This window comes from Paludisphaera rhizosphaerae (genome assembly GCF_011065895.1).
GTDB lineage: Bacteria > Planctomycetota > Planctomycetia > Isosphaerales > Isosphaeraceae > Paludisphaera > Paludisphaera rhizosphaerae.
The window spans coordinates 20811-42782 of the sequence record NZ_JAALCR010000023.1; the positions used below are offsets into that span (position 1 = coordinate 20811).

Below are 21972 nucleotides of genomic sequence, written 5' to 3' on the forward strand. Positions count from 1 at the left end.
ACGGAAACCTACTTCGTGGAGCGTCCCGCTTCCCCCTTTTTCAGGACCAGGTCATGTCCACGGGCGATTCCTCGCGAGATCGCGATCCGCTCGACCGCATGGCGGAGGAATTCGTCGCGCGGCACCGACGGGGCGAGCGGCCGGCGCTGACGGAGTACGTCGACCGTCATCCCGACCTGGCCGAGCAGATCCGCGACCTGTTCCCGGCGCTCGTCATGATGGAGCAGCTCAAGCCGGGACACCTTGATTCGACGGGAGGATTCGGGGAGGGAGGCAGCGCCCAGGACTCCCCCAAGCTCGATCGGCTGGGCGAGTTCCGCATCCTGGGCGAGGTCGGCCGGGGCGGCATGGGGGTGGTCTATGAGGCGATCCAGGAGTCGCTCGGCCGCTACGTCGCGCTCAAGGTGCTCCCCATGCACGTGCGAATCGACGAGGTCCAGATGGAGCGATTCCAGCTCGAGGCGCGGTCGGCGGCCCGGCTGCACCACACCCATATCGTTCCGGTCTACGGCATCGGCCAGTGCGACGGCGTCCACTACTACGCCATGCAATTCATCCACGGCTGCGGCCTGGACGCGGTGATCAACGATCTCCGGCGGCTCCTCCCCGCCGCTCCCGCGGCCAAGCCGGTTTCGGCCGACGCCCCGACCGTCGGCGACACGGACCGGTCTCGCGCCGCGGCTCGATCGCTCCTGACGGGCCGGAACGTGGATGGGGACGTCTCGGCGGACTTTCGCGTCGATGCGGCCCGCGACGGCCGATCGACCTCGACGAGAGGAAAGGACGGCTCGGCCCTCTCAGGCCAGACCGAGCCGGGCTACCACCGCCGGGTGGCGCGGATCGGAATGCAGGTGGCCGAGGCGCTGGCGCACGCCCACGGGCAAGGGATCTTGCACCGCGACATCAAGCCGTCGAACCTCCTGCTCGACGCCGAGGGGGAGATTTGGGTGACCGACTTCGGACTGGCCAAGGTCGAGGGGAGCGACGGCCTGACTCGCACCGGCGATATCGTGGGGACGCTCCGGTACATGGCCCCCGAGCGGTTCGAGGGTTGGTCCGACCCGCGGAGCGACGTCTACGGCCTGGGGATGACGCTCTACGAACTCCTGACCCTCCGCCCCGCGCACCAGGCGGCGACTCGCGCCCGGCTGATCGAGAAGGTGTTGCACGAACCCGCGCCTCCCCCGCGGAAAGCCGATCCGACCATCCCGCGCGACCTGGAGACGATCGTCCTGAAGGCGATTGCCAAGGAACCCGCCGAGCGGTATCCGACGGCCCAGTCGCTCGCCGACGACCTGGAGAACTTTCTGATCGGCAAGCCGATCCAGGCGCGGCGGGTGGGGAGTCTGGAACGGGTCTGGCGGTGGTGCAAGCGGAACCCGGCGGCGGCGGGGATGATCGGCGTCAGCGGGATCGCCCTGCTGACCCTCGTCGGCCTTGGGGTCGCCCTCGCCTACCAATCGCGGCTTCAGGCCGCCTACGCCGCGAAGGACGAGGCTTTCGCCCGGGAGCGAACCTTCCTCTATGAAAACCGCGTACTCTTCGCCGACCGCGAGCTGAACGACAATACTCCCCACCGCGCCGAACAGATGCTCGACGAGTGCCCCCCCGAACGACGGGACTGGGAATGGAACTATCTCAAACGGCAGTGCCATGCCGAACTCATGATCATCCAGGCGCATCAAACCCGGATTGAGGCGCTCGCGATCAGTCCGGATGGGCGTTGGATCGCCAGCGGGGCGAATCCGGACAAAAGACTTCGAGTCTGGAACGCAGAGACGGGTCGCGAGCATTGGACGCTCCCCGCACACCTTCACGACATCTTTTCCGTGGCTTTCAGTCCAGATAGTTCACGGATCGCCTCGACGGGCGGAAAGCTGACTCTGATCGATCGCGTGCAGGTTCACGAAGTCGCGACGGGGCGAAACGTCCTGAGTATTCCTCTGGAGACGGGAGGCGCGTCATCGGTTGCGTTCAGCCCGGACGGCCTAAGGATCGCCGTGGCCAGCGGCGCCATCAGTCAGCCGCGGTGGGTCAAAATATGCGACGCTCAGAAGGGAGACGTGCTCCTCTCGATTTCGACGGGATCCCAGGGAGTGATGTCTCCCTGCTTCAGCCCTGATGGGACCAGCCTCGCGGCGGTCGTCGGGTCGATTGATGAATCGTCCGCCAGTTGGCCGAACAACGAAGCGCGTATCTGGGACTCGAAGACCGGCGAATTGAGATTCGCTATTCGTGGGCATACGAAACCGTTGATGATTGTGAAGTTCAGCCCCGATGGTCGGCTGATCGCGACCGCGGGGTACGACTCGACAGTGCGGATCCACGATGCGTCCGACGGCCGCGAGCGGCTCGTGTTCCGCGGCCATCGGGGCTGCGTGAACGTGGTGGCGTTCAGCCCCGAAAGCGGACGGATCGCCTCGACCAGCGACGACGGCTCCGCCAAGGTCTGGAATCCCGCGACGGGCGACGAGGAGATCACCCTGCGCGGCCATCGAGGGGGGTTCTTCGGAGTCGTGTTTAGTCCGGACGGGCGCCGACTCTTCACGTCCGGTTACGACGGAACGGTCCGAGTCTGGGATGCGACGCGAAGCCCCGAGGCGCGAACCATCTCCGCATCGCGGGATATTGTGGCCAGCCTGGCCTTCAGTCCTGATGGTCGCCGGCTGGTCACCGCGGGAGGAGACCGGACCTTGCGGCACTGGGATGTGCCGTCCGGCCGTCTCCTCGCCGTCTGGGAAGGCCATCGAGAACCGGTTAACGCCGTGGCCTTCAGCCCGGACGGAACGCGGGTCGCCTCGGCGGCGGGCGACTGGCAGAAGACGAACCAACTCGGAGAGTTGAACATCTGGGACGCCGCGACGGGGGAAATCGTCCACTCGCTCCGAGCGCATCAGGCGCTCGTCTGGAGCGTCGCGTTCAGCCCCGATGGACGGCGGCTTGTCTCCGGCGGCGGCGAGAAGTTCACCCCCGGCCAGGAGGTTATCGTTTGGGATGTGGCCTCGGGAGAGCGCGTTCGTTCGTTCTCCGATCTTCCCAACGGAGTTCTTTCCGCCGTGTACAGCCCCGACGGCCGGAAGATCGCGGCCTGCACGGGGCCTATGGTCAAGATCTGGGACGCCGGAACGGGAGGGAATCCCGTCACGTTCGAGGGGCACGCCGACGATGCGCTCGCCGTGGCCTTCAGTCCCGACGGCCGAAGATTGTTCGAGCTGTCGGACTCGCCGATCGTGCGGATCTGGGACCTCTCCACCGGGCGGCAGTTGGAACCTCTGGTGTCGGATAAATTCATGACTCGAGCGCTGGTCTTCAGCCCGGACGGCCGGCGCTTCGCCTCGGGAGGAACCGAACAGGCGGTCAAGGTCTGGGACGCCTCTACGGGTCAACAGCTCATCGCTCTCCGGGGGCATCGTGACGAGATCCGGGCCGTGGCCTTCAGTCCCGACGGCCGATTGATCGCATCCGGGGACAACAACGGGATCGTCAAGATCTGGGACGGATCGTCCTGGGACGAATCGTCGATGGAACGAGCCGGCCGATGATCGGCCTACCGCGTGGGCTTTCGATCGGATCAGCGTCGCTGACATCGGAGAGGAAAGGGGGAAGTGATGACACTGACGGGCTCGCAAAAACTGGCCTGCGGTCTGTTCCTCTTTTCGGCCGCAGCGCTGATCACGTCGGCCCGCGTCTCCTGTTCCCCGGGCAACCTCGGCTCGATCTCGGTCAAGGGTTCCAACTCATTCCGAGACAAGTCGAAGATTGCGAACCCGAGTCGACCGGTCAAGCCGCCGGCCGTCCCCGCCAAATCGTCGAAGTTCGCCCGAAGGGCTCGCTGAGTGGGAATGAACGTGACTCGTCGAAACCGATGATTCTGGAGGGCCGTGTCATGTCGAAGCCGTCGCAACGCGGGTCGATCGGTCGCGGTTTCACACTGATCGAGCTGCTGGTGGTCATCTCGATCATCGCGCTCTTGATCGCGCTTTTGCTCCCAGCCGTCCACGCCGCGCGCGAGGCGGCGCGTCGAATTCAGTGCGCGAACAACCTCAAGCAGATCGCCCTGGCGGCGCAGAATTACATCGACGCCAACAGGGCCCTGCCGATGGGGATGACGTTCCAGGTGAACGCCCACAACCCTTCAGGCACGGCGTTCGGCGTGATCCTGAGCTCCCATAGTGTTTTCAATTCCATGTTGCCGTTCATGGAACAACAACCCTTGTTCAACATGATCAACTTCAGTGTGAACATCGGGAACGCTCACAACTTCACCGTCGGCGGCGTCGGGGTCGGCACGCTCTGGTGCCCCAGCGATCCCCAGGTCGGCGAGCCCCGAACACTCCCCGACGGCTGGTTGTTGGATCCCGGCGCGACGACGATGAGGTACACCAGCTACGCGGGCAACACCGGGACCTGGATGTACTGGTACCAGCAGCAAATGCCCCCGCAAGACGGGGTGATGAACGGGTTGTTTCATATCCGCAGCGCTGTGACGCTGGCCGCGATCACGGACGGAACGAGCAACACCTTCGCCTTCAGCGAGCGAGCCCATTCCATGCTCGACGACGACTCGGCGCTAGGCTGGCACTGGTGGACCTCGGGCAACTATGGAGACACGCTGTTCTGCACTCTCTATCCGCTGAACCCGTTCCGCAAGCTGGACGGCCTGGCCGCCGACCAGAACGCCAACAACACGGGCGACGATCGGCAGGCGCCCTACATCATCAGCGCTTCAAGCCTGCACCCCGGCGGCGCGAACTTCGCCTTCATGGACGGCTCGGTACGCTTCATCAAGGATTCCATCAACTCCTGGCCACAGAACTCAGCGACTGGTCTACCCCAAGGTTTGACCTTCGACCCGGCTGGTCCGTACAAGGAAACGGGCGTGGTTCGCAGGGGCATCTATCAGGCCCTCTCGACCCGAAACGGCGGCGAGGTGATCGACGCATCCAGTTATTGAGCGGTGTGATTCCCCTGTGAAGTGGCGGCGATCGGGACGCCATCGGCTCGACAGGATTGCGCCTGCTCGATCGCCGGGTTCATCAGGTTCACCATGATGAATGTGGCCAGTAGAACGGCCGAGCCGGACTTCAACTTGGTGAGGAGCATCGACTTGAGACCTCCTGCCGTATGACCTGCGAGGGTCGCCTGGGCGCAGGTTTTCATTAAAGGGGTGTCAGAATTCGGGCGGCGAAGCCATGAGGCTCCGCGGGGGCTCGGCCGCGGCGGGGCCTTGTCGGCGGGGCGTCGTCGTGTTGCAATCGGGGGGAGCGCTTGTCGACGGTCGGGGTTGGGATCTCCGAGGGTCGTCGGCGCTGGAAGAGGATCGAACGCGCCATGCCTCCCCGCAACGTCGTCGTGGCCCAGTCCGGCGGGCCGACCTGCGTCATCAACAACTCGCTCCGGGGCATCGTCGAGACCTGCCGTCGGCATCCCGAGGCGTTCAACAAGGTCTACGGCGGCCGGTTCGGCATCGAGGGGGTGCTCAAGGAGGAGTTGCTCGACCTCTCCGCCAGCCCGGCGGAAGAGATCTCGCTGCTGCGGACGTCGCCGGCCGCGGGGAGCATCGGCACCTGCCGGTACAAGCTGAAGAAGGGGCAAGACGAGGACTTCGCCCGCGTCGTCGAGGTGCTCAAGGCCCACGACGTCGGCACCTTCTTCTACATCGGCGGCAACGACTCGCAGGACACGGCGCACAAGATCAGTGTTTTGGCCAACGACGCCGGCCTGGACCTCGTCGCCGTGGGAGTTCCCAAGACGATCGACAACGATCTCGGCGACGCCGGGTTCACGCTGCTGGACCACTCGCCGGGCTACGGCTCGATTGCCCGTTACTACGCCCATTACGTCAGCCAGGCCAACGAGGAGAACGCCGGCTCCTGCCCGGCCGACCCCGTGCTGGTCATCCAGGCGATGGGCCGGAAGATCGGCTACATCCCGGCCGCGGCGCGGCTCGCCGACCCTGAGCGCAAGCTGCCGATCCAGATCTACCTGACCGAGTCCGGCCTGACTCTGGAACAGCTCGGCGAGAACGTGATCCGTCAGCTTGAATCGGACGGGCGCTGCATCGTCGTGGTGAGCGAGGGCTTCGACGTCGGCGAGGTGGGCTCGGTCCGGGACAATTTCGGCCACGTCCAGTTCAGCTCCAGCCAGACGACGGTGGCGCAGGTTGTGGTCAACTACCTGAACACCCTGAAGTTCCCCGTGCCGGGCAAGGCGCGCGGCCAGGTGCCGGGGACCGACCAGCGGAACTCGATCGCCTACGCCAGCTCGGTCGACCTCGACGAGGCGTACGGGGTCGGCTGCCACGCCGTCGAGATCGCCATCAAGGAGGGGAACGGCTGGATGGCCACCATCCTCCGCGACCGCTCCGGCAAGGCCTACAACGTCCACTTCGACAAGGCGCCGCTGGAGAAGGTCGCCAACTCCGAGCGGTTCTTCCCCAAAGAGTGGATCGCCCCCAACCGGATCGACGTGACGGACGAATTCCTCGACTACGCCCGTCCCCTGATCGGCGAGGACTGGGTGAGCGTGCCGACCGTCGGCGGTCTGCCGCGGTTCGCCCGGCTCGCTCAGGTCTACGCCCCCAAGAAGCTCGCCGAATACGTGCCGCAGACTTACCGCAACAAGAAGTGACCCCGGGGCGTCCGGGGCCGAGCGAGCCGCATCCGCTCGCGCATCGAACCTGATCCGACCTGACCGCCTAGCACACTGGGAAACGTAAGCACATGGCCGCCATTCAACCGACCGCCGACATCGGGCTCGTGGGCCTCGCCGTGATGGGCGAGAACCTGGTGCTGAACATGGCCAACCACGGGTACACGGTGGCCGTCTTCAATCGGACGACCTCCAAGGTCGACGATTTCATGGCCGACCGGGCCAAGGGCAAGACGATCATCGGCACGCACTCGGTCGAGGAACTCGTCGCCAACCTCAAGCGGCCGCGCAAGATCATGATCATGGTCAAGGCCGGCAACCCGGTCGACCAGGTCATCGACGAACTCGTCCCGCTGCTCGAGAAGGGCGACGTCCTGATCGACGGCGGCAACTCCCACTACCCGGACTCGACCCGGCGCACCCGGGCCCTGAAGGAGAAGGGGATCCTGTTCGTCGGCACCGGCGTTTCCGGCGGCGAGGAAGGCGCGCTCAAGGGCCCGTCCATCATGCCGGGCGGCAACCCGGACGCCTGGCCTTTGGTGAAGCCCATCTTCCAGGCGATCGCCGCCAAGGCCCCGGACGGCACGCCTTGCTGCGACTGGGTCGGCCCCGAGGGCGCTGGGCACTACGTCAAGATGGTGCACAACGGCATCGAGTACGGCGACATGCAGCTCATCTGCGAAGCCTACTTCACGATGCGCAAGCTCCTGGGGATGGAGCCCGCCGCCCTGCACGACGTGTTCGACCGCTGGAACAAGGGGCCGCTCGACAGCTACCTGATCGAGATCACCCGCGACATCCTCGCCCACAAGGACGCCGAGACCGGCAAGCCGATGGTCGACATGATCCTCGACACGGCCGGCCAGAAGGGGACCGGCAAGTGGACGGTGATCAACGCTTGCGACACTGGCGTGCCGCTGACGCTCATCGCCGAGGCCGTCTTCGCCCGAGCCCTCTCCGCTCAGAAGGATGAGAGGGTCGCGGCGTCGAAGATCCTGAAGGTCCACCCGACGTCGTTCAACGGCAACCGCCAGACGATGGTCGACGACATCGAGCAGGCCCTCTACGCCAGCAAGATCATCTCGTACGCCCAGGGTTTCGCCCTGATGCGAGCGATGGCCAAGGAATCGGGCTGGGAGATCAACAACGGGGCCGTCGCCATGATGTGGCGGGGCGGCTGCATCATCCGGAGCGCCTTCCTCGGCCGAATCAAGGAAGCCTTCGACCGCGACCCGAACCTGTCGAACCTCTTGATCGACCCGTTCTTCACCCAGGAGGTGAGCCGGGCCGAGGAAGGCTGGCGGCGGGTCTGCGCCTCGGCGATCATGCACGGCGTGCCGGCGCCCGCGATGACCTCGGCCCTGTCGTACTTCGACGGCTACCGCTCCGCCGACCTCCCCGCCAACCTGCTCCAGGCCCAGCGCGACTTCTTCGGCGCCCACACCTACGAGCGGACCGACAAGCCCCGCGGCCAGTTCTTCCACACCAACTGGACGGGTCACGGCGGCACGACCGCCTCGACGACGTACAACGCCTGATCTTGATGTCGTAACTCCCCGCCGACTCTACCCGGGGGCTGCGCCGAGTCGGGCGTCATGGCCACGCGAGCGTGACCATGAGTTCAATGACGATCTGGCAACGATCCCAAGCCGGTCCAAGGCCACATAAGAGTGGCCTTGGACCGGCTTGGTTTGAGGCGTTCTCGACTCACGATTCCGGCGCGAGGACCGCGCGGATCATCCAGTTCCCTTTCTCGAAGGGCTCGGGCTTCTCGCCCGGAAGGCCGACGACGGATCGGTCCGACTTCTTGTCGTCGTGGCTGACGTAGACTCCCTTCGTCGGTCCTGGGTCGAAGTCGACGCCGAGGTAGAAGGTCTTCGGCAGCTTCGTGGGTGAGACGTCGAGCGTGACCCACTTGGCGTCGCCGCGTTCGAACTTCTCGTAGCGGAAGGGGAACTCGGCGAGCTTCTGAAACTTGTCGTCGCAGAGGAAGACGATGAAGTCCTCGCGCGGAGGGCGGGGCGTCCCGTAGCGCGCGCCGTGGACCTTAACCTTGACGAGGGTGGAGGCGTCGTTGGGCGCCTCGAATCGGACGGCGTGGCCCGAGCCGCCGATGCTCCGACGGCCCGCGTCCTTGCCGTCGTCCAGGGCGAGTTCCTTCGTCTCTGCCTTCTTCGGGGGTTGCGGGGCCGTCGTTCGCGGCGGCTTCGGCGCGTCCTGGGCCACGCCGTGGGCCCAGAGGCCGCCGGCGGCGAGGATGCCGAAGGCCAGGGAAGCGGCGACGGTCGTCGCGGCCTGTCGGATGGACATCATTTTGAGGACTCCTAACGCAAGGGGGCCGGCCGCCGTCGCCTGGGCGATCGCGACGGACCGAGGGCTTTGAGCGAACGCGAGCGAAGCCCGGATCGTCCCCTGGACCCATGAGGAAGGCGGTGCGGCCGAAGCCTCACGGGCGAGGGCCGCCAGCACGAGCGACGGGGCCAGGCCGCGGCGGAGCAACCGCTCGCGAAGGCGGGCCCGGCCGCGGTGCAGCCGGGTCTCCACCGTCCTCGCGGCGCATCGCAATCGCCGAGACGCCTGCTCGCAGGTCAGCCCTTCGAGGTGGCAGAGGATCAGCGCGGAGCGGTAACGCTCAGGGAGTCGATCCAGCTCCTGATGGATGCCGTCGCGAGCCTCCGTGCGTTCGGCGTGGGATGCAGCGTCGGGCGACGAAGCGTCCGCGCCATCGTTCCAGGCGACCTCGCGGCGCCGCGCCGTCTCCCTGCGCAACCTCAAAGCCGTGCGACGGGCCACGCGATAGAGCCAACCGGCCGCCGACTCGCGACTCCGGATCGCCCCGGCGCGACGAGCCAGGATCAGGAAGACCGCCTGGGCGGCGTCCTGTGCGTCGTGTTCGTCGCCGAGGATGCGGCGGCAGACGCCCAGGACCATCGGCCCGTGGCGGGCGACCAGGACGCGGAACGCGGCCTCGGCCTCCTCATCGCGAGCCGTCGCGAATCGATCGAGCAGTCGGCCGTCGCCGTCGTCGCCGAGCGACCCCCTCTCGAAGAGGACCTCCAGCGCCGCACCTGTCGAATCCATCGTTCGCGTCATCCGTTACACCCTCTCCAGGACGATCCGAGCTTCACCTCTGCCAGTGCGGTCTGGTCCGTGCACTCACGTCAGGAAAGTCCGTGATTCCACGCGAATTCCGAAGATTCCTCGAGCGAACTGGAAAAAAGGTCGATCTGCGGATAGAATCTAGAAGTGCGCTTGAATCACACCCCCATGCTGCAAGTCGTTGTTCCCGAAGTAGATACCGTCGACGCCCAGGGCTCGGCGGGGATTCCTGCGATGCCGACTGATAACGACCGTCGGACGTTCGTCGAAGAAAACGACTAGGTGGAACCCCGGGTCTCCGGCGCGTGTCTACGCGTAGCGAGAACCCACTGGATTGAACCATAGGTTGTTGGATTTATGAAATTAGGTCCCTCCGCGGTGACCTCTGCGCCGGTCATGGACGACCGCATCCGAGCCGCTGCGGCCGTCGCTGACGTCGCCGTCGGGGCAGTCGCGCCTTCGCCCTCGAACGCTTCTGGAGTCGATCTGGAAGCCACCCGCCTCCACGTTCCTCGGGACGGCGTCCGTCCCCGTCCCCGGCCGAAGACGGTCCCGGAGCCGGCCGCGGGGCCGGAATGGACAGAGAGCCTGATCGGTCGCAAGATCGCCCAGTATCGCATCATCGAGGACCTTGGACGGGGCTCGATGGCCCGCGTGTTCAAGGCCTGGCACCTGGGCCTGGAACGCACCTGCGCCCTCAAGATCATCGACCCGCATCTGGTCGCCCGTCGGCCGATGCTTCGCGACCAGTTCTGGACCGAGGCCCGGTCGGCGGCCAATCTCGTTCACCCTCAGGTCGTCACGATCCATAACCTCGGCTCGGACGCCGGCCTCCACTTCATCGAGATGGAGTACGTGCCGGGGAGCGTCAGCCTTCGCGACTCGCTCGTGAAGGAGGGCCCGTTCGAGGCCCAGCGGGCGGCAAGGCTCGTCTGGCAGGTGGTCTCGGCGCTCGGCGCGGCCCACCAGGCGGGGATGGTCCATCGCGACGTCAAGCCGGCCAACGTCCTGCTGACGGCCGACGGCCAGGCCAAGCTGGCCGACTTCGGGTTGGCCCAGACCCGGGCGAAGCTCTCCGGAGCCAATCAGCCGCTCGCGGGGACGCCGACCTTCATGGCGCCGGAGCTTTTCGGCGGCACCCCGGCGAGCCCCCAGTCGGACATCTACGCCGTCGGCGTGATGTTCTACTACCTGCTGACCGGCCGCCTGCCGTTCACCTCCGACCGGATCGCGAATCTGATCAACCTGCATCAGAGCGAGCCCGTGCCGGATATGAAGGCGATCCTGCCGGGCGTCCATCCGGGGCTGGTCGAACTCGTTGAACGCTGCCTGTCCAAGGCGCCGGCCGACCGGTTCGCCACGGCCGAACAACTCGGCGACGCGATTCAGGTCCTGATCCACCAGCTTCGCGACACCGAGGGGATCGTCCGCGAGAGCCTGCAGGGCGTGGACGCCTTCATCCAGGGGACGCGCGACACCTTCCGGATCGTGCTCCCACAGCCCGGCGACCGCCTCCAGGAGGTCATGGTCGAGGTGAACGAGGGCGAAGAGGGGAAGGACGAGCGTTACCTCTCCGTCTTCTCCGTCTGCGGCCCGGCCGACCCGAACTACTACGGCTACGCCCTGGCCCTCAACAGCAGCCTGACCTACGGCAGCCTCTCGATCCGCTACGTGCTGGGCTCGCCGATGCTCGTCATGTCGCGGACCTTCGTCCGGGACCGGATGCGGGTGAGCGAGCTTCGCGACGCGATCCTGGAGATCGCCCACAACTCCGACAAGATCGAGGCCAAGATGACGCGGCTGGACCTCTACTGAGGTCCACTCGCGACGGGATGGGCCGAGCCGATCGCACCAGGGAGCCTGCATCTTCATGGGAGCCGCGACCCAGCTTCAATCCGCCTGCCAGGGGTTGGCCGTCGGGGTCTCCCTGATCTCGCTCTTCCTGGGGCTACGGCAGTGGTACGAGTATCGGGCGCGGGGCGACCTCTCGGGAACCGATGAGGCGTTCTACAACCGCCAGAACGTGCGACGCTGGCTGGGCGTTACCGGTCTGGCGATCATCGCGCTGGTGATGTTCGCCGGATCGTGGGTGCATCCGAGGGTCGCCGGCAAGGGGAACGTCGCCTTCGTCGTCGTCTGGCTCGCCGTCCTGAGCCTGATCGTCCTGACCCTGCTCGTGGCCCTCTGGGATTGGGTCGCCACCTGGCAATACGCCCGAGCCCAGCGCCGGGCGATGCTCCGCGACCACGTCGACGAGCTGCGAGGCCACCTGCGAACCGTCGCCGAGGCTGCTCGCCGCGAGCGGGAGGCGTCCTCCGATAAATCCCCGCCGGCCGACGGCTGACGCGGTTCATCTCCTGGTCCCCGCCAGAGGGGTAGGGGCCGCAGTGCGGACCCATCTAGAAGGCCAGGTCTCGCGATGCCGAACTGTGGCCGGGAATACGTGCCGTGTGGAGTAACCAGGTCCGCACAGGGGACCCTACCCGGCTAGGAGCATCCAATTACTGGGGAGCTCGCGGTGCCTCTTGCACGTAGCTCGCATCGCGTCGGAATAAGGCACTGCCGTCATTTTCATTCAATTCAAGTACGAAGTTTTTGTGCCGGATAAAGAAGCCCGGGAAGTTCACCGCCTCGAACGAAACGCCCGCTCCATCCAGGCCGAGCGATTTCACGAAGGTGGCATCCTGGGCGAATTGGGCAGTGTTGTCTCCTCGTTCCAAAACTATCTTGGAGTTCTTGTGGCGGAGGAAAAAGCCTGGAAAGTTTACTGATTCAAACGAAACGGAGTCGCCTCCGCGATTGGCGAGCCCTCCTTGAACGATCCTGAACGTCGCATCCTTGGCATCAAGTGGCGAATTGATTTGCGAGATCCGGCCCACGGCGTTTTGATGACGGATGAAGAAGCCAGATTCGTTTCTTGCCTCGAAGGATACGGTTTGGGCATGGCAGGTCATGCCGGAGAAGCCGATGATTGCCAAGGTGAAGGCAGAAAGTGACATGATCCGCATCGCAAGTCTCTCCATAACGGCTTTGTCAGATGCCGCGCCTCTCCGGGGGAACTGAGACCACGCTGTGAGAGCCAAGTTATTCACGGCCAGAGGCTAAGTCAATTAAAAAGTTGAAAAAATAGGTTTCAGATCTGTTTTATTGCGTAAAATCGGTGTTAATCCTGTTTATTTGAGGGGCCAAAGGGGTCTGAGGGGCCAAAGGGGTCACTCTTAATCTCACCGGCGAGATGGAGGGGCCAAAGGGAGGGCCCAAAGGGGTCACTCTTAATCTCACCGGCGAGATGGGTAAGTTCGGGTGTTTTCGTCCCGTCTGATTTCTCGAAATCGCTTCGCCATCTTCCCCAGCAAGGCCCGTGGAAGGTCGTGACGCCGATACGACACGATAAGACCGACGTTGGACGCCTATCGTCCAAACACGTCGAAGTGCGTCCCGGTGCGGTGGAAGATCGCTTCCGAGTTGATGATTTCGTAGATGAGAACCCAATCGCCTTCGACGTGGCAATCGCGGCATCCTTTCCACTCGCCGCGCAACGGGTGATCCACGCGGGAACGTTCGAGGGGCTGGCACCCGACGATCGTCCTCATGACGGCTTGAAGTTTGGCGACGTCCCACCCTCGGTTCGCCAACACCTTCATGTCGCGCTTGAACTGACTGGTGAAGACCGGCGTTAAAGGCGGGGGCGGTTCGGGAGGGGTCGAGGATGTTGGTTCGGGGCCGCGTCGCTCGCCCTTTCGCTTCCTGGACACGATTCAGATCCCCAGGTCGGCGAACGCTTCGTCGAGGTCGGCATAGCGTGTGAGGTTCTTGCCGGCCCTCGCATCCCGGATGGTCTGTTTGGTCAGGTCATTGAATTCGGGTTCGTCGGGGAGCGGTTTGGCTTCCCCTTCGGGGACGCGAGCCCTGGCCTTGATCTGAACCATCCTCACCAGTTGGTCGGCGAACGTCTCGCGCTTGCGGATGGCCCTGGGACGCATCGCGGCGATCGACGCCACCGCCTCGGCGGGAAGCTGGTCGAGGATCGAATCCAGCAGGACGTCCAGGGATGGAATGTCGGATGCGGTCGCCATGCCGGAATCATATCCCCTCGAACCCACCGCGTCACGCGGCATCTTGACCCAAGACGCTTGACGTCGTCCTCGGGGAGCCTTCCCCTTCTGGACTCACGCAGATCATGGGTGCCTTCGGAACAGTTTCCGGCCCTCCGGGGAGCGACTCTCAGACCAGTCCGCCGGCCAGTTCCGGGATCACCAGGCCGGTCGAGCCGATGGCGATCGGCCGTCCTGTGCGGTCCTGGAACGAGGTTTCCGGATCGATGCCGAGGCGGTCGTATAGAGTCGCGATGATGTCCTGTGGCCGGACCGGGCGATCGGCCGGGGCCCCTCCGCGGGGGTCGGACGAGCCGATGGTCCGGCCCGCCGCGAGGCCGCCGCCGGCGACCAGCACGCTCATGCAGCGGCCGTTGTGGTCGCGGCCCGGGATCGGGTCCTGCGGCAGGCCGGTGTTGAGCCGAGGGGAGCGGCCGAACTCGCCCATGACGAGGACGATCGTCGACTCCAGCAACCCCCGCTGGCTGAGGTCCTCGATGAGTGTGGCGACGGCGGCGTCGAGCACCGGCAAGACGTTGTGCATCCCCTTCTCAATGCTGGAGTGCCAGTCCCAGCCGCCGAACGTGAGCGTCACGAAACGCACGCCGGCCTCCACCAGCCTCCGCGCCAGTAGCGCACTCTGGCCCCAGGTGTGGCGGCCGTAACGCGCCCGCAGGACTTCGGGCTCCTGGCCCAGGTCGAAGGCGGCGCGGGCCTCGGGACCGCTGAGCATCCCCAGCGCGGCTTCCTGGAAGCGATCGAGGTCGCCGGACGCCGCCGCCTTGTCGATCCTGGCGCGGGCGGCGTCGAACCGCGAGAGCAACTGGTGTCGGCAGTCGAGCCGGCTGACGTCCACGCCCGCGGGAAGGTCCAGGCTGGTCGCGTGATAGGCCGGGTTGTTGGGGTCGCCATCGGCGTTGAACGGGTCGAAGGTACGCCCAAGGTATGCCGCGCCGTGGTAGCCGATCGGCAACCCCACGGTGTGGGTGTTCGGCAGGCCGACGTAGGGAGGAATCCCCGGCCGCTTGACCCCCTTCAACCGCGTCAGGATCGACGCGAACGACGGGTTCACCGGCGTCTGATTCACTCCGTTGGGACCGGAGTAGCCGGTCAACATCCAGTGAGCGGCCGTGAAGTGGTCGTCGTTGTCGTGGTGGACCGAGCGGAGCAGGGCGACCTTGTCCAGGATCGCCGCGTGGCGGGGGAGCAGCTCCGAGACTCGCACGCCCGGAACAGCCGAGGCGATCGAGCCGATCGGACCGCGCACCTCGGCGGTGGCGTCGGGCTTGGGGTCGTACGTCTCATGTTGTGGAGGACCGCCGTCGAGCCAGACGAGGATGACCGAAGGGTCGTCGGCCCCCCGTTTCGCGACGGCCCCAGCCGCCTGGGCTCGCAGGAGGTCGGCCAGGCAAAGGCCGGACGCCCCCAGAACCCCCGCCCGCAGGACCGATCGCCGCGTCACGCCGCTCGCCATCGAGTTGCTCAACATGGGTGGTGCCTCCGCCAGGAGTTTAACAATACTCCAACACGATGCAATGCTCCACCTTGACGAGACTGCGGATCGCGACGATCTTGCGGGGTGAGCGTCGCCTGGGGGCAACAAAGGACGGTGAAGGCGACAATCGGGAAAACCGATGAAAGGGGATGCGGAGTATTCGTTGACGCGATGATGAAGAACTCGTACAGTTCATATGACTGAATCCAGGATGGAGCAATCGCCCGGCTGGCGAGGTGTCGACGGCTGCTGAAACGTCGCGACGCGGTCTTCGGGTCCACTCTTCTTGCTCGATCCCGTCTGCCTGAGATCCTTCGACCGACCCTGTCCCGGGGAGAACCCGCGCCATGCGTTCGATGACGGTCCGGCGAGTCGGAGTGCTGCTGTTGGGGATTGTTTGGCTGACGGCGTCGTTCGCGACGTCCCGAGCCGACGAGCCCGACGCGCGCATGTACTGGGACGTGAAGGACCTCAAACCCGGGATGAAGGGTATAGGTCGGACCGTGATGGTCGGCACGAAGCTGGAGGAGTTCGGCGCTGAGGTTCTGGGCGTGATGCGCGACGTCAGCCCGGGCCGCGACATGATCCTCTGCCGCCTGACCGGCTGCAACCTGGAGCATGCCGGGATCATCCAGGGGATGAGCGGCAGCCCGATCTACATCGACGGCAAGCTCGTCGGCGCGGTGGCCTTCGCCTGGGAGTTCGCCAAGGACCCCATCGCCGGCGTGACCCCCTTCCAGCAGATGGTGCAGTACGTCCGCGCCAGCGATCGCCGGATGGCGGCGGAGGCCCTCGACAAGGCCGTGCCGGCTCCGATTCATGCGTCGGTCTCGTATCAGATCGAGACCCCGGACGCCGACCCGTCCCGTCTGGAGATGCCGCTGCGGGTCTCCGGCGGTGGGGCGGGGATGATCCCGATCGCCACCCCGCTGGCCGCCTCGGGGTTCAGCCCTCGGGCGCTTTCGATGCTCGATTCGAGCCTGCGACCGCTGGGAATGGCCCCGATGTCCGGCGGCCGCGCGGCCGACGAGGTGGTGAAGTGCGAGGGGGACAAGCCGTTCCAGCCGGGTTCTCCCCTGAGCATCGCGATGGTCATGGGGGACTTCGACCTCTCGGGCATCGGCACGGTGACGCACGTTGAGGGGGACCGGGTCTACGGCTTCGGCCATCCGATGTTCAGCCTGGGCAACTGCGCGTTCCCGATGATGACGGGCTACATCCACACGGTTTACCCTCGCGCCAGCGTGAGCATGAAGATGGGCTCGCCGCTGAAGGTGGTGGGCGTGGTCGACGCCGACGTCAGCACGGGGGTCGCCGGCCGGATCGGCGCCAAGCCCGACATGCTGCCGATGTCCGTGCGGGTGAAGACGGGCAAGTACGCCGACGCTCGCACGTATCGAGTCCAGATGGTTCGCGAGCCGTCGCTCGTCTCCTCGTTCGTCACGGCGGTCCTCACCAGCGCGATCGACACCGAGGGGAACCTGCCCGACGAGTTGACCGCCCACTTCCGGGCCGACGTCAAGATCCAGGGGCGCGAGACGGTCACCCTCCGCGACACCTTCAGCGGCCCTCGCTACACGGGATCGATGGGAGCGTCGGCCCTCTTCGGTCCGCTCGGATCGATCGTGAACATCCTGGTCCGCAACCCGATGGCTCCCGTCCGAATCGAGTCCATCGACTGCGACGTGGAGATCGAGGACGGCCGGAGGGTCGCATCGATCGAGACGGTCCGGCTTCAGTCGAACAACGTCGAGCCTGGCGGCACGCTGCGGGCCTACGTCACCCTCAAGCCCTACAAGGGCGAACGCCAGGTGGTCGAGGCCGCCGTGAAGATCCCCGACGACTTCCCGGAGGGGAATCATGAAGCTCTGGTCTGCGACCTGGTCAACAGCGCCCGGCGACGGTTCAAGAACGACCCGGTGCTGAACGAGCCTCGCGACCTGGACGGCATCCTCGCGTCGCTCAAAATGCAGACCCAGCCCAAGCGGACGGAAGTCTATCTCCACGTCCAGACGCCCGATAAGGGCCTGGCCGTCAACGGCGCCGCGCTTCCCAACCTGCCGGCCAGCGCCCGAGCCGTGTTCAGCTCCAAGCGGCAGGCCCCGGCCCAGGCGATCCGCTCCGACCTGATCCAGGCGGCGGCGACCCCCTGGGTCGTCGAGGGGAGCCAGACGCTCCAGTTCACCGTGGCCAAGGACGCTGGGCTCTCGTTATCGTTGAAGTGACCGGGCTGGACGCCCGGACTTCAACGAGCGACGAGGGTCGACATGACGGAACTCCTTGAGAGGCGGCGGCGTCGGACGATCTCCAGGCTCATCACGATCGCGACGTTCGCGGCGACCTTCGCCGCGGCCGGCGCGATCGAGCTTTTCGCCAAGCTGGAAACCTGGCGGCAGGAGTCGGCCTCGGCTTTCGCCAAGCACCATCGTGAGGGCGTCGTCGTCTCCGACCAGGGCCGCGTCCGCCTTGGCCGATCGCTCGTGCCAACTGCGGCCCTCGCCGCCGATCGCGTCTGGGACCTCGCCCGCGCCAGCGACGGCTCGATCTACGCCGCCACGGGCGACTCGGGCCAGGTCTTCCGGCTCGACCCCAAGGTCTCGCCTCCGGCCTGGAAGATGGTCCTGGACGACGCCGACGGCCAGGCGCTCAGCCTGACGACGATCGGCGACAGGGTCTTCGTCGGCACCGGCCCCTCAGGCAAGGTCGTCGACCTGACCGACCCGGCGCATCCCTCGTCGCGGCCTGATCCGAGCGTCCTTTACATCTGGGACCTCGCCGCCGATCCGAAGGGGAATCTGTACGCGGCCACCGGCCCGAATGGGCAACTCTGGAAGCGGAACCCCGAGGGGGCGTGGTCGCTCGCCTACGACGCCAAGCCGGCTCACCTGCTCTCCGTCGCGGTCGGACCCGACGGCTCGGTCTTCGCGGGAAGCGACGGCGAGGGGCTGATCTTCCGCATCGCCCCTGACGGCAAGGCGACGGTCCTCTACGACGCGCCTCAGTCCGAGATCCGAACGCTGCTCGTCGCTCCGGACGGTACGCTTTACGCCGGCACCGCCGCTGAAGGGGCCGGGGGCAAGACAAGCGGGCTTAACCTTTTCTCGATGCAGGACTCGACCGCCGGGGGGAGCCAGACGCCGGGCGGACCGTTGAGGGCCGTCGCCCTGGCGCAGACTCCGCCCGTCGACGCCGTCGCGGGAAAGCCGAAAGAGGCCCCTGCCGGAGGCTCGGCCGCGCCCAAGCCGGCACTGCCGGGAGAGAACGCTGTCTACCGGATCGACCGGGAGGGGGTCGTCCGCGAGGTCTTCCGCGCCAAGGCCCTGATCTTCGCTTTGGCTCGCATCGAAGACCGTCTGCTCGTCGGAACGGGGCCGGAAGGAGTCCTCTACGAAGTCCGCGAGGGGGAATCGGAGAATACGCCTCTTGCCAAGCTCGACAACGGACAGATCCTCTCGCTGCTCGCCGACGGCGGCGACCTCCTGATCGGTGCAGGGGACCCCGGCGCAGTGGTCAAGCTCTCCGCGAGCGTCGTCGATCACGGGGAACTGGTCTCGGACATCTTCGACGCCAAGCTCCCCAGCCGGTTCGGCGCCCTGGGGTGGCAGGGAGAGACCCCCGAGGGGACCTCCATCGCCCTGCAGGTTCGGACGGGGAACGTCGGCGAGCCCGACGGCACCTGGTCCCCCTGGTCCCCCGAGCAGACCGACCCCAGCAAGGCCCAGGCTCAGGCTCCGGTCGGCCGGTTCGTCCAGTATCGGGCCAGGCTCGCAACCAAGGATCCCAAGAAGTCGCCCGAGCTTCGCTCGGTCTCGGTCGCCTACCGTTCGACCAACCTCCACCCGGAAATCAACAAACTGGACATCCCCGACGTCTCCTCGGCCGACGGCGCGGCGAAGCAGGCGAAGCTGAACGTGCGGTGGGAGGTGACCGACCCGAACGACGACGACCTCAACTACCTCGTGCAGGTCCGCAAGGAGGGTTGGCCGACCTGGATCAACCTGACCGACTCGCCGATCACCGAGAAGTCGTACTCGTGGGATACGACCGCGTTCCCTTCGGGGCGGTATCGCGTGAAGCTCATCGCCGGCGACCGTCCCTCGAACAGCCCCGAGGACGCCCTGACTCGGGAACGCGAAAGCGCCTCGTTCCTCGTCGACCACGACGCCCCGAAGGTCTCGATCTCCACCGATGGCCGCAAGGCGGTTGTGAGTCTCTCCGACGACCTGACCCGGCTGGTGAAGGCCGAGTACGCCGTCGACGGCGGCGCGTGGTCCTCAGCCTTCCCCGAGGATGGCCTGTTCGACGGGACCGCCGAGAAGGCCGCACTGACGTTCCCGGATCTCAAGCCGGGCGTCCATCTGCTCATGATCCGCGCGACCGACGCCGCCGGCAACGTCGGCGCCGGCGACGCCCTATTGACCGTGAAGGATTGAAGACGTGACTTGCGTTTTGGCTGACCGTCTTGAATCGCGGAGGCTCGCCACAACGGCCTTCCCCCCTGGAGGGGGAAGGTGGCCCGAAGGGCCGGATGAGGGGGACGACCGCTGTCGCATGTGGAACAACCATCGGTTACGTGTCCGACGGGGGTCGTCCCCCTCATCTGACCGCTGCGCGGTCTGTCTTCCCCCTCCAGGGGGGAAGACGTCGCTCATCGAGGCCCCAACAAGGCACGTGACCATTGGCGTCGCGCGTCGACCCCGCCGGGGCGTTTCGCTGGCCGACGTCGTCGTCGTCCTCTTCCTGGTCGGGGTCGTGTTCCTGTTCATCATCATGGGGATGACGCGCGCCCGCGAATCCGCCCGGCTGACGATCTGCCAGCGCAACCTGGCCCAGATCGGCCAGGCGCTGACCTATTACGACGGCGCCTTTCGCGGTCTGCCCACAGTGTCCTTACCCGTCGCTGCGAATGAGCCGATGGATAAGGCCCCGCCAGGACCGTTGAAGACGATGCTCGCCGCTCTGGGCGTCGCCGACTTCATCGGCATCAACGTCGAAATGAAGAACCTGCCGGAACTTCATGCGCCGACGCCGGAGGGGAGCGTCCCCGTCGCGGGGTTCTTCTGTCCCAACGACGTCGAGGCCCTGGCCAGGCGTTTCTCGTCGCCGGTCAGCTATCGAGCGTCCGTCGGTTCCGACCTGGGCGGGACGGACGGCGCGTTCGCTGTGGGTCGCGGCGCGACCTTGAAGGAGGTTGAGCGCCGGGACGGCCTGAGCTTCACCGCCGCGTTCGCGGAACGCCTCCTCGGCGACGGAGGCCGCGAACGCTCGCGACAGAACTACGTCGTCGTCGATCATGTCGGTTCTGGCGAGAGTGCCAGCGGGGCGGCTGGCTCCTGGCGAGGCGACGCGGGATCGACCTGGATCCCCGCCGATTTCCGATACACGCTCTATACCCACGCCCAGCGTCCCTGGGCCAACGTTTCTCAGGTCGCGACCGACGGCCGCACCTCGGACATGTCGGCTTCCAGCTCTCACGTCGCCGGGCTGAACCTGCTGATGCTGGACGGCTCGGCTCGCGTCGTCACGCCTTCGATCGCCCCCGAGGTCTGGCGAGCTTACGGCTCGATCGGCCCCGAACCCACTGCACCAGAGAATTGAACCATGCGCCTGCCGATTGTGATGTTCGACTTTGGCAACGTCCTGGGGTTTTTCGACTACGGCCTGATCTACGCGAGATTCGGCGCTCGGCTGGGTCTCTCGGCCTCGGCGTTTCACGAGCTGGTGGAATCGAAGGGGATGAGTGCGCTCCTGGCCGAGTTCGAGGCCGGGGATCTCACGCCCGAGGACTTCGCCGCCAAGGTTCAGCGTGAGGTGGGGCTTGACCTCTCTTATGAGGACTTCGTCTCGGACTGGCAGGACATCTTCGAACTGAACGAGCCCATCGCCCGGCTGGTCGTCGAGTTGAAGGCGAAGGGTTACACGCTCCTGCTGGGGTCGAACACGAACGCGATCCATGCGGCGTTTTACCGTCGGCGGTTCCGCGAGACGCTCGACCACTTCGACCACTTCGTGCTCTCGCACGAGGTCCGCGCCATGAAGCCGTCGCGAGCGTTTTTCGACGCCTGCACGGCGGTCGTCGGGGTTCCGGCGGCCTCGTGCGTCTTCATCGACGACGTCGCGGAGAACATCGAGGGCGCCCGCGCGGCAGGGCTGCAGGGCGTCGTTTACAAGGATCCCGCGGGCCTGAAGCGGGACCTTCAAGCCCTCGGCGTGGAGACGTCGTCCGACAGCCCCTCGAACTGAAATCAACTCTCTTAACAACAACGCGGCGCGGGTGCGGGATCGGCTCGACCCCCTCGCCCCGCGTGTCTTGCAAGCGCCGATCGACCCTTCTCCGCGCCACGACCGATGAAGGTCCGACCCCCCCGCCTCATCCGCCCCTTCCGGATTTTGACATCCCCGTTCGGTGCGGCAGACTCTCGTATGAGTCGCCATTCCAACAGTGGCGCCGGCCCCGATCCGTCTGAATCCACCCCTCCGATTCCACATCCCGCCGAAGAATTTCAGATTGGGGCTTGACGAAGGGAATCCTTACAGCCATCATTGACTGCGTGCATGGAGCCAATCATTATATCGTGCTGTGCCGCATCTGCATTCTCGGTGCCGTTCGGCGCGAGGGCGGGTGGGCCGGCG

At 65.9% G+C, this 21972-nt stretch carries 17 protein-coding genes; 11 read left to right on the forward strand and 6 right to left on the reverse strand.

The features are described 5' to 3' along the window. The first annotated feature begins 53 nt into the window (after positions 1–53). The 3 genes from G5C50_RS24405 (at position 54) to G5C50_RS24415 (ending at position 4954) form a co-directional block, all read left to right on the forward strand. A complete protein-coding gene (locus tag G5C50_RS24405; protein ID WP_165073584.1) occupies positions 54–3542 on the forward strand; it encodes a protein kinase domain-containing protein in 3489 nt (1162 codons plus the stop codon). Between the two features lie 63 nt (positions 3543–3605). Beyond that, complete coding sequence (locus tag G5C50_RS24410) at positions 3606–3836, forward strand: hypothetical protein (RefSeq protein ID WP_165073585.1); 231 nt, start codon at positions 3606–3608, stop codon at positions 3834–3836. Positions 3837–3886: 50 nt separating this feature from the next. Then, positions 3887–4954 (forward strand): DUF1559 domain-containing protein, encoded by a 1068-nt coding sequence (locus G5C50_RS24415; protein WP_165073638.1) that lies wholly within the window; start codon positions 3887–3889, stop codon positions 4952–4954. Here the strand turns inward: G5C50_RS24415 and G5C50_RS24420 are convergent. Continuing rightward, complete coding sequence (locus G5C50_RS24420) at positions 4948–5103, reverse strand: hypothetical protein (protein WP_165073586.1); 156 nt, start codon at positions 5101–5103, stop codon at positions 4948–4950. The two genes, G5C50_RS24415 and G5C50_RS24420, sit on opposite strands and share 7 nt — an antisense overlap. A gap of 228 nt (positions 5104–5331) precedes the next feature. On the opposite strand from G5C50_RS24420, the gene G5C50_RS24425 reads away from it, so the two are divergent. Further along, entirely contained in the window at positions 5332–6630 is a 1299-nt protein-coding gene (locus G5C50_RS24425) for a diphosphate--fructose-6-phosphate 1-phosphotransferase (protein ID WP_165073587.1), read from the forward strand. A 92-nt stretch (positions 6631–6722) separates the two neighbouring features. Continuing rightward, positions 6723–8189: a decarboxylating NADP(+)-dependent phosphogluconate dehydrogenase gene (gnd, locus tag G5C50_RS24430; RefSeq protein ID WP_206107833.1), complete on the forward strand. Its 1467-nt coding sequence runs from the start codon at positions 6723–6725 to the stop codon at positions 8187–8189. A gap of 169 nt (positions 8190–8358) precedes the next feature. On the opposite strand, the gene G5C50_RS24435 is transcribed toward gnd, so the two are convergent. Next, a complete protein-coding gene (locus tag G5C50_RS24435; protein WP_165073588.1) occupies positions 8359–9744 on the reverse strand; it encodes an RNA polymerase sigma factor in 1386 nt (461 codons plus the stop codon). Between the two features lie 363 nt (positions 9745–10107). On the opposite strand from G5C50_RS24435, the gene G5C50_RS24440 reads away from it, so the two are divergent. After that, positions 10108–11565 carry a serine/threonine-protein kinase gene (locus tag G5C50_RS24440; protein WP_165073589.1) on the forward strand — a complete coding sequence of 486 codons (1458 nt, stop codon included), beginning with the start codon at positions 10108–10110 and terminating at the stop codon, positions 11563–11565. Between the two features lie 55 nt (positions 11566–11620). Next, positions 11621–12094, forward strand: a complete 474-nt coding sequence (locus G5C50_RS24445) for a hypothetical protein (protein WP_165073590.1) — start codon at positions 11621–11623, stop codon at positions 12092–12094. A gap of 157 nt (positions 12095–12251) precedes the next feature. On the opposite strand, the gene G5C50_RS24450 is transcribed toward G5C50_RS24445, so the two are convergent. From G5C50_RS24450 to G5C50_RS24465, 4 genes are all read right to left on the reverse strand, one after another. Next, positions 12252–12758 carry an AbfB domain-containing protein gene (locus tag G5C50_RS24450; RefSeq protein WP_165073591.1) on the reverse strand — a complete coding sequence of 169 codons (507 nt, stop codon included), beginning with the start codon at positions 12756–12758 and terminating at the stop codon, positions 12252–12254. Between the two features lie 402 nt (positions 12759–13160). Further along, complete coding sequence (locus G5C50_RS24455; RefSeq protein ID WP_206107834.1) at positions 13161–13505, reverse strand: type II toxin-antitoxin system RelE/ParE family toxin; 345 nt, start codon at positions 13503–13505, stop codon at positions 13161–13163. Positions 13506–13508: 3 nt separating this feature from the next. Beyond that, entirely contained in the window at positions 13509–13826 is a 318-nt protein-coding gene (locus tag G5C50_RS24460; protein WP_165073592.1) for a hypothetical protein, read from the reverse strand. Positions 13827–13974: 148 nt separating this feature from the next. Next, positions 13975–15333 carry a DUF1501 domain-containing protein gene (locus G5C50_RS24465; RefSeq protein WP_165073593.1) on the reverse strand — a complete coding sequence of 453 codons (1359 nt, stop codon included), beginning with the start codon at positions 15331–15333 and terminating at the stop codon, positions 13975–13977. 353 nt (positions 15334–15686) lie between these two features. On the opposite strand from G5C50_RS24465, the gene G5C50_RS24470 reads away from it, so the two are divergent. The 4 genes from G5C50_RS24470 (at position 15687) to G5C50_RS24485 (ending at position 21582) form a co-directional block, all read left to right on the forward strand. Next, positions 15687–17564, forward strand: a complete 1878-nt coding sequence (locus G5C50_RS24470) for a SpoIVB peptidase S55 domain-containing protein (RefSeq protein ID WP_165073594.1) — start codon at positions 15687–15689, stop codon at positions 17562–17564. A 42-nt stretch (positions 17565–17606) separates the two neighbouring features. Then, positions 17607–19772, forward strand: a complete 2166-nt coding sequence (locus G5C50_RS24475) for an NHL repeat-containing protein (RefSeq protein WP_165073595.1) — start codon at positions 17607–17609, stop codon at positions 19770–19772. Between the two features lie 238 nt (positions 19773–20010). Next, on the forward strand, positions 20011–20937 hold the full coding sequence (locus G5C50_RS24480) for a DUF1559 family PulG-like putative transporter (protein WP_165073596.1): 927 nt from the start codon (positions 20011–20013) through the stop codon (positions 20935–20937). A 3-nt stretch (positions 20938–20940) separates the two neighbouring features. Beyond that, positions 20941–21582 carry an HAD family hydrolase gene (locus tag G5C50_RS24485; protein WP_165073597.1) on the forward strand — a complete coding sequence of 214 codons (642 nt, stop codon included), beginning with the start codon at positions 20941–20943 and terminating at the stop codon, positions 21580–21582. Positions 21583–21972: the final 390 nt, after the last annotated feature.